At 73.6% G+C, this 8,305-nt stretch carries 8 protein-coding genes; 4 read left to right on the top strand and 4 right to left on the bottom strand.

Translation table 11 applies throughout. The features are described 5' to 3' along the window. Positions 1 to 255: 255 nt before the first annotated feature. Positions 256 to 1,425, bottom strand: a complete 1,170-nt coding sequence (locus TR48_RS08925; RefSeq protein ID WP_042365401.1) for a glycosyltransferase — start codon at positions 1,423 to 1,425, stop codon at positions 256 to 258. Between the two features lie 303 nt (positions 1,426 to 1,728). On the opposite strand from TR48_RS08925, the gene TR48_RS08920 reads away from it, so the two are divergent. Continuing rightward, positions 1,729 to 2,487, top strand: coding sequence for a glutamate racemase (locus tag TR48_RS08920; RefSeq protein ID WP_042365400.1), 759 nt, complete (start codon positions 1,729 to 1,731; stop codon positions 2,485 to 2,487). 518 nt (positions 2,488 to 3,005) lie between these two features. Here TR48_RS08920 and TR48_RS08910 read toward each other — a convergent pair. Beyond that, positions 3,006 to 3,914: a polysaccharide deacetylase family protein gene (locus TR48_RS08910; protein WP_042365398.1), complete on the bottom strand. Its 909-nt coding sequence runs from the start codon at positions 3,912 to 3,914 to the stop codon at positions 3,006 to 3,008. Positions 3,915 to 4,249: 335 nt separating this feature from the next. On the opposite strand from TR48_RS08910, the gene TR48_RS08905 reads away from it, so the two are divergent. Further along, positions 4,250 to 5,047, top strand: coding sequence for a spermidine synthase (locus TR48_RS08905; RefSeq protein ID WP_042365465.1), 798 nt, complete (start codon positions 4,250 to 4,252; stop codon positions 5,045 to 5,047). 344 nt (positions 5,048 to 5,391) lie between these two features. On the opposite strand, the gene TR48_RS08900 is transcribed toward TR48_RS08905, so the two are convergent. Next, on the bottom strand, positions 5,392 to 6,060 hold the full coding sequence (locus TR48_RS08900; RefSeq protein ID WP_042365397.1) for an O-methyltransferase: 669 nt from the start codon (positions 6,058 to 6,060) through the stop codon (positions 5,392 to 5,394). Positions 6,061 to 6,126: 66 nt separating this feature from the next. On the opposite strand from TR48_RS08900, the gene TR48_RS08895 reads away from it, so the two are divergent. Then, on the top strand, positions 6,127 to 6,699 hold the full coding sequence (locus tag TR48_RS08895) for a nucleosidase (protein ID WP_174501682.1): 573 nt from the start codon (positions 6,127 to 6,129) through the stop codon (positions 6,697 to 6,699). Positions 6,700 to 6,740: 41 nt separating this feature from the next. Here TR48_RS08895 and TR48_RS08890 read toward each other — a convergent pair whose 3' ends face one another. Further along, the gene (locus tag TR48_RS08890; protein ID WP_084729060.1) at positions 6,741 to 7,238 is read right to left on the bottom strand and encodes a nitroreductase family deazaflavin-dependent oxidoreductase; all 498 of its coding nucleotides are present in this window, start codon (positions 7,236 to 7,238) and stop codon (positions 6,741 to 6,743) included. Between the two features lie 179 nt (positions 7,239 to 7,417). On the opposite strand from TR48_RS08890, the gene TR48_RS08885 reads away from it, so the two are divergent. Next, on the top strand, positions 7,418 to 8,113 hold the full coding sequence (locus TR48_RS08885) for a TetR/AcrR family transcriptional regulator (protein WP_042365395.1): 696 nt from the start codon (positions 7,418 to 7,420) through the stop codon (positions 8,111 to 8,113). Positions 8,114 to 8,305 lie beyond the last annotated feature (192 nt).

Raw genomic sequence — 8,305 nt, 5'->3', positions numbered from 1 at the left:
GGGCGTGCTGTGGGCCTTGGGGCGGGAGGTGCCCCCGGCCTTGGGTGGGGCGTGCTGTGGGCCTTGGGGCGGGAGGTGCCCCCGGCCTTGGGGTGGGGCGTGCTGTGGGCCTTGGGGTGGGATGCGCCCCCGGCGTAGGCGCGAGCAGCAACCGCGTGTGGTGGGTCGCTCAGCGGGCAGGACCGCACAGGGTGGTTGCTCGCGCCGCGCGGCCAAGCTGCGGAGCCGCGCGCCCCTGGACGATTGCAACGTCCCTCAGCGCGCCGGTTCCTTCTCGGGCGCGGGATACGTCCGGCCCTTCCAGGCGGCGCCGCGGCCGCGCCAGTGCTGGACCGCCGAGTCGACGGTCATCAGCAGGTAGAGCCCGGCCGTGAAGGGCAGCAGCAGCGCCTCACGGGCCGGCCGGTCGTAGTAGGCGAGCATCGGGCGGTAGGTGAACGTCATCAGCGCCCACGCGGCCAGCGCGGGCAGTGCGACGAGCGGCCGCAGGGTCGCGGCCCCGACGACCGTCAGCACCGGCGGGACCAGGTACACCAGGGTCAGCCCCAACACCGTGCCAGCCAGCAGGAACACGTTGTGCCGCAGTTGCGCGTAGGCGCTGCGGGAGACCATCCGCCACAGCTGCCCGAGCTCCGGGTAGGGGCGGACGCTGTCGACGCGGTCCGCGAGGCCGAGCCAGGTGCGGCCGCCGCCGCGCTTCACCAGCCGGGCCAGGTTCACGTCGTCGATCACCGCGCCGCGGATCGCGGCCACGCCGCCTGCGCGGGCGAGCGCCTCGCGCCGCACCAGCGTGCAGCCGCCCGCCGCGGCGGCCGTCCGCGAGCGGGGCTTGTTGCTCCAGCGGAACGGATACAGCTGGGCGAAGAAGTAGACGAAGGCCGGCACGATCAGCCGCTCCCACCGGGTGCGGACGCTGAGCCGGGCCATCTGCGAGACCAGGTCGTAGCCGTCCCCGGTCTCGGCGGAGGCGACGAGGCTCTCCAGCGAGTCGGGCTCATGGGCGATGTCGGCGTCGGTCAGCAACAGGTACGCGACGTCCGCGGCCAGCTCGACACCGTGTCGCAGCGCCCAGAGCTTGCCGGTCCACCCGGCCGGCGGCTCGCCCGGCGAGGTGACGGTCAGCGGCAGCGCGCCCGGCGCCTCGCCGAGGCGGCGGGCGAGGTCGCCGGTGCCGTCGGTGCTGCCGTCGTCGACCAGGATCACCCGGGCCTCGCCCCCGTACCGCTGGGCGAGCAGCGAGGGGAGGCTCTGCGGCAGCACCTCCGCCTCGTCGCGGGCCGGGACGACGATCGCCACGGGCGGCCGCGCCCCGCCCGCGTCACGGGGCGGCAGCCGCACGTCGGTGCGCCAGAAGCCGCCCTGGCAGCAGGTCAGCCAGAGCCAGGCGAGCAGGGACAGGCACGCGATCAAGGTCAGCACCGTCACGCGCGCGAGTATGCCAGCTCGGTTAGGCGGCGAGGGAGACCTGAGTGCCGGGCGCGGCGCCCTGGTAGGCGTCGACGACGAGGTTGAACTCCCGCTGCAGGTAGCAGGAGTTGAGGCCGAAGACGAACACCACTGTGCGGTCGCTGTGCGGGACGTTGTCCTTCCGTGATCTTGATGTGCCGCAACGGTCACCTCCCCGCGGGGAGGTGACCTGTCGGCGGCCGGCTCCGGGGTGACCGCGAGGGGGGCCGTCCGGGGTCGTCACGGGTCGTCGGCGGCGTGGATCGGCTAAGGTCGGACGCTGTGAAGATCGCACTGATGGACTCCGGAATCGGCCTGCTGCCCGCGGCCGCCACGCTGCGCGCGCTGCGTCCCGACGTCGACCTCGTGCTGTCACAGGACCCCGACGGGATGCCGTGGGGCCCCCGAACTACCGCGGACATCACCGCGCACGCCCTGGCCGTGGCCCGCGCCGCCGCCGAGCAGAAGCCGGACGCGCTCGTCGTGGCCTGCAACACCGCGTCCGTCCACGCGCTGGAGGCGATCCGCGCGGAGCTGGAGCCGGACATTCCCGTGATCGGCACCGTGCCCGCGATCAAGCCCGCCGCGGCGGACGGCGGGGCGGTCGCGATCTGGGCGACCCCGGCCACCACCGGCAGCGCCTACCAGCGCGGACTTATCCGCGACTTCGCCTCCGGCGCGGACGTCTCCGAGATCCCCTGCCCCGGGTTGGCCGACGCGGTCGAGTACGCCCGGCCGGAGGAGATCGCCGCGATCGTCGCCACGGCGGCGGCGCAGACGCCGGCCGGCACCCGGGCGCTGGTGCTCGGCTGCACGCACTACGAGCTGCTGGCCGCCGAGATCCGCGCCGCGCTCGCGCAGACCTGCCCGGACCTGCTGCTGTTCGGCTCGGCTCGCGCCGTCGTCGAGCAGGCCCTGCGCCGCGCGCGGCCGCTGCGCGAGACCGGCGAGGGCACCCTGACCGTGCTGCGCAGCGGCCGCGAGGAACCCCTCCCGGCCGCGGCTCTCGCCTACCCCGAGGGCCGCGCCCTGCTGGACTGACCCGAACAGCGCCCGGTCTCTGGGGGTGGGCCTCGTCTCAACAGCGGGCCTCAGTGATCCAGGCGATCATGACGGGCGAGCTCGACGCGCTGCGCACGCGCCTGCTCGCCGTCCTACCGCTCGCCGACGACGACGGCCGGGAGGCGGTCTCCAGCGTGCTGCTCAGCTGGCTGGTCTTCGCAGGTCCTGGGTCGTCGACCGGCTCACCAAGCCGACCTGCGGTCGCGACGGGCTGCGCGACGTCTGCGTTGGCGCGGCCCTCGGCGCCCTGCGTCCACTGCTGCCCGCCGCGTTCCACTGCTGCCCGCCGCGGCGTCCGAGGAAGCCGCCGAAATCTGCCCAGGGGGCCGGGGAGCGCATGAGAAATATGACGGCTCATCAATTGTCAGGGAATTCCCAGGAATCGACGAAGCCGGGAAAACCCCCTGGCAGCCAGGGCGGTCACGGATTCCCCGGCCGCCGCGGACTCAGCTGCCGTGGCGATCGCGGCGATCGTCGCGGCCGCGGAGCCGATCTCTTCAGACGGCCTCGGCCCCGCGGAGCCTGCGGGAGGCGGAGGGCGCCCACGCGGACAGCGCGGCGTCCAGCCGGGACCGGGCCGTCCGGGTGCCGACGCGGACGCGGCTGATGCACAGCGAGTCCGGCAGGCCGCTGTACGGGTCGACCAGCCGGCCGTCGTTGCGGAAGGCGCTGGTGTAGCCGAGCCCTCGCAGCAGCGTCACCGCGCGCAGGTCGTGGACGTCGTCGGGGTAGGCGAACGAGGTGATCGGAGCGCCCGTCAGCTTGGTGAGGCGCTCGTGGCCGCCGACGACCTCCTCGCGCAGGGCGTAGTCGTCGCAGCGGTCCAGCCGGGCGTGGCCCAGCCCGTGGCTGCCGATGTTCATGCCCGCGTCCAGCAGGTGGTGCAGGTCCGCCGTGGTGAGCTGCGGGGCGGAGGGTGCGCGGTGGTGCGCCGTCACCCGCAGCTCCGCGAGGCTGCGGCGACGGTCCGGGTCGGGCATCGCTGCCAGCGCCGCGGCGACCGAGCCGCCCGCGCGCCCGGACAGGCTGCGCGCCCAGCCGCCCTCGCCGACCAGGAACTCGGCCTCGTCCCACCAGTACGGGTCGTCGGTGTCGACCAGCCCCGCGACCGCGAACACCAGCGCGGGCACCGCGCGGGCCGCGAGCGCGGGCAGCGCGTGCGTGACGACGTCGCGGTGGCCGTGCTCGAAGGTGATCAGCACGCTGTGCGGCGGCAGCGGCGCCCCGCCGGACATGGCCCGCTGCACCTGACCCGCCGACACGGGGGTGGCGGCTCGCAGCACCCGGTCCAGCTGGGCGGCGAACGCGCCGGCGTCGGGCACCTCCCGGAAGGTCAGCACGGCGAGCCGCCGGCTGGTACGCGCGCGGAGCAGCGGCACCGGTGAGGCGAGGGTCGGCTGTCGCACGGGCTTTCCTTCCGGTAGTGCGTCGGACACATGGAAGACATCCGTCGGCCGACGAAGGTTGTACGCGGTGAGACGACTTTTCGTGCCGATTTCGTCGCAGGTCGGTGTGCGATAAGTGATCAACGCGTGTATGGCATGTCCATGGCGCTTCACTGTGGACGAACGACTCGTTTACCGGCGGTTTTCCGGCCCGCGCGCGGAGCACGGAGAATGAGCGTATGAACCACCAGGCCCCCACGGAAGCCGTCCGACAGGATCCGGTACCGGAGCTGCCCGACGACACGTTCGACGACACGCCCGTCGTGCGCCGGGTCGATCTCGGCACCGCGCGGTTGATGCCCGACCTGGACCGGCCCCGCGCATGGCTGCTGACCATGGACGATACCCCCCAGTCCTACGTCGATCTCGACGACCCCCGGCATCTGGAGTTCGAGTACGTCCAACGGCTCGCGCACGTCGCCGACCTGTGCGCGGACCCCGCCGCGCCCGTCACCGCGCTCCACCTCGGAGGTGGCGCGCTCACGCTTGCGCGCTATCTCGCCGCGACGCGCCCCGGATCCCGCCAGCGCGTGGCCGAGCTCGACGCGGGCCTGATCGCCCTGGTGCGGGAGGCGCTGCCGTGGGACGCGGCGGCGGACCTCACCGTCGAGGCGGCGGACGCCCGTGCCTGGATCGCCGCCGTGCCCCCCGCGAGCGCGGACCTCGTGGTGACGGACGTCTTCGGCGGTGCGGGCGGCCACACCGTCCCCGCGGCGCTGACATCGGTCGAGTTCCTGCGCCTGGCCGCGGCGGCGCTGCGCCCGGACGGCGTCTACGCGGCGAACCTCGCCGACGGCGCGCCGCTGGACTTCGCCCGGGGCCAGGTCGCGACGGCGGCCTCGGTCTTTCCGGAGCTCGCCCTCGTCGCCGAGGCCTCCGTCCTTCGCGGCCGCCGCTACGGCAACCTCGTCCTGCTCGCCTCGCATCGTCCCCTCCCCATCGACGACCTGACTCGCCGCACGGCGGGCGACCCCTTCCCTGCCCGGGTCGTCACCGGCGACCGCCTCACCGCCTTCGCCTCCGGCGCCCACCCCGTCACCGACACGAACGCAGTCCCCTCCCCGCCACCCCCGACAGGCGCCTTCACCGTCTGACCGCGCCCCGGCTGCGCCGAGCGGCGCGGCCGCGCTTTCCGGCGGCCCGGTGGCGCGCTCGTGGCGTGAGTGGACCCTGCCGGCTGAGCCGAGCTGAGCCGAGCTGAGCTGAGGCCTCTCGATCGCTGCGCCGAGCGAGCCGCCGGGCGGCGCAGCCGAAGATGGCCCGCTCGCCCTCGCGCCGCGCGCCAGGGCCGGCCGCGCGGCTCGGGTCCACCGCGTTGCGGCGGCCCCGGCAGCCGGGTGTTTGACGTGGCGTTCGCGCCGTGGCCGGAGCCGATGCTCGGCTCCTTCGCTCGCGCGCCGGGCCGCCTGCCGCACCCGGCTGCGGCTCCGCGCTGTTGCTAGGAGAGGACTCGGGCCAGGGCGAAGCCGTCCCAGCCCTTGGCGCCGACGGTCTGGATCGCCGTGCCGTCGAGGCGCGGCTCGTCCGCGATGAGGGCGAGGGCGGCGCGGGTTCCCTGGATGTCAGGCCCGCCCTCGGGGTCGAGGACGCCGCCGTTGCGGATCACGTTGTCGACCACGATGAGCGCCCCGGGGCGCGACAGGCGGAGGGCCCAGCGGATGTAGTGCGGGTTGTTGGCCTTGTCCGCGTCGATGAAGGAGAGGTCGAAGGGCTCCCGGCCCTCCAGCTCCAACTGCGGCAGCGTGTCCAGGGCCTTGCCCACGCGGATCTCGACCTGCTCGGCCAGTCCCGCCGCCGCGATGTTCGCGGCGGCGACCTCGGCGTGGCGGGGGTCGTAATCCAGGGTGACGACGCGGCCGCCCTCGGCGAGGCCGCGGGCGAGGTTGATGGTCGAGTAGCCGCCAAGCGTGCCGATCTCCAGGACACGGCGCGCCCCCTGGATCTGGGCGAGGAGCCGCAGCAGGCGTCCGGCAGGCGGGGACACCTCGATCCGGGGGAGGCCCGCGGCCTCGCTGGCCTTGAGCGTGTTCTCAAGGGCCGGGTCCTGCAGGCCGAGTGTGGTGCTGAGGTAGGCGTCGACTGCGGTCCAGGTCTCGTGGGTGCTCATAGCGGTCACGCTAGCTGCTGGAGCGGGCTTTTCGCGGTCATTTCAGGGCTCGTTAGCATGGGCTTCATGCGCCTCATCGGAGACATCGACCCGACCCGCCCGCTGCTCGTCCTGGCCGTCGCCGAGGAGGCGGCGCATCTGAACACGGACCTTCCGGTGCTGCTCACCGGCATGGGCAAGGTCAACGCCGCGACCGCCGTGGCGACGGTGCTGGCGCGCGGGCCGCGTCCGACGGGGGTGGTCAACCTCGGGACGGCGGGGGCGTTGAAGCCGGGCTTCGGCGGCGTCACGCACGAGGTGAGCTCGGTGATCCAGCACGACCTCGACACCGAGACGCTCGCCTCCCTGACCGGGGTGACCTACGGCGCGCCCATCGGGCTGACGGGCCGTGGACCGGTGCTCGCCACCGGGGACCTGTTCGTCTCCGAGGAGGCGGCGCGGGCCCGGTTGGCCGAGCTGGCGGACCTGGTGGACATGGAGGGCTACGCCGTCGCGCAGGCGGTGCGTCAGACGGGGCTTCCGGTACGGCTGGTGAAGCACGTGAGCGACGACGCCGGCGAGGGCGCGGCGCAGAGCTGGCGGGAGTCGGTCGAGGGCTGCGCGAAGGAGCTCGGACGCTGGGTGGCCGAGAGCCTCTGATCGGTTGGCGGCGGGCCGCCGGCCGGGGTGGCGGCCGGGGCTCAGGCGGCGGCGATGCGGAAGACCGGGAATCCGGGGGCGATGCGCTGCAGTTCCTCCTCCGGGGAGTCGGCGTTGACGTCGCCGAAGAAGTAACCCACCTCCCAGGCCCACTTCTTCATGTAGGCGCGGAGCACGGCCGGCTTGTCGGCGTCGTCCAGCTCGGTCGCCCGGAAGGGCTCGACCTTCTTGCCGAGGCGCAGCTCGCCGCCGCCGACGGCGCGCATGTTGCGGACCCACTGGGTGTGGCCGCGCGGCGCGACGAGGTAGCGCTCGCCGTCGATGATCAGCAGGTTGACCGGGGTGGTGCGCCACTCGCCGCTCTTGCGGCCGCGGACGGCCAGGATGCGGGAGCCGAGGATGCTGACGCCGCGGTAGGTCAGCCAGGTCATGATCTTGTTGGTGATCCGGTCGAGGGTGACCATGAACCCGCCCTCGGGTTTGACCAGGCGCGGAGCGTTGCTGTTGGCGCTGGAGGCATTCGTGGCGTCGGCGTTCATCGTGAGCTCCTAGGGTGACCGGTCTCTCTCGAGATCGGGGCTCCGTTTCGAGAGCGGTGCTCTCGCTTCCGTGCTTCGACTATCCCTCGTGCGCAACGCGCTGTCAAGAGCACTGCTCTCGTTTTTGATCGGCGCATCCGTATGGGTGCACTGCTCTCTCTTGTGGCAAACTGTCGGACATGGCACCAGTCATCCGAACCGCCCGCGAGCGCGCCCGCGAGGAGCTCACCCTCGAGATCAAGCGAGAAGCCCGTCGCCAGCTGGCCGACGAGGGTGCCCAGCGCCTCTCCCTCAGAGCCGTCGCCCGGGCGCTGGGCATGGCCTCGTCCGCGCTCTACCGCTACTTCCCGAGCCGTGATGACCTGCTCACGGCCCTGATCATCGACGCCTACAACGCCCTCGGCGACCGGGTCGAGACCGCCGTGGCCAAGAGCGCCGAAGACGACCCGCGCGCCCAGTGGCGCGCCCTGTGCCACAGCGTCCGTGACTGGGCCAAGGAGCACCCGCACGAGTACGCCCTGCTCTTCGGCACGCCGGTGCCCGGCTACGCCGCGCCCCAGGACACCATCGCCCCGGCCGCCCGCGTCCCGATCGCGTTGGTCTCCGTGATCCGGGGCGCCGCCGGGCGGCTGGACCTTGCGGCCCCGGTGCGCCCGCTGCGCGGCGTGCTCGCCGAGCAGGCCAGCGCGCTGGTCGCGGCGATGGCTCCCGAAGTGAGCGCGGGCGTCTTCACCCGCGGGGTGGTGGCCTGGTCGCAGCTGGTCGGGATGCTGAGCTTCGAGCTGTTCGGCCACCTCGTCGGCGCGTTCGAGCCGGCTGACGCGTTCTTCGCCCACACCGTCGAGGAGATGGCCGACTTCGTCGGCCTGCCCTGAGGCCCGTCGGGCACCCCGGAAACCCCGGAAGACCCGGACGCGTCCCGGGACCCGCCCGGGCCAGGGCTCCGCGTGCCTCGGGGTCTCACGGCCGTGCCACCCCGAGGCCGAGCAGCAGACCGCCGCAGACGACGACGGCCGGCACACTGAGCACAGGGGTTGCCGCCGCCTGCACGCCGAGCGCCGTCAGCG

The organism is Streptacidiphilus neutrinimicus, assembly GCF_000787815.1.
GTDB classification, from domain to species: Bacteria; Actinomycetota; Actinomycetes; order Streptomycetales; family Streptomycetaceae; genus Streptacidiphilus; species Streptacidiphilus neutrinimicus.
The sequence above is the reverse complement of the archived record's forward strand: the minus strand, read 5'-3'. Positions and strand labels throughout refer to the sequence as shown.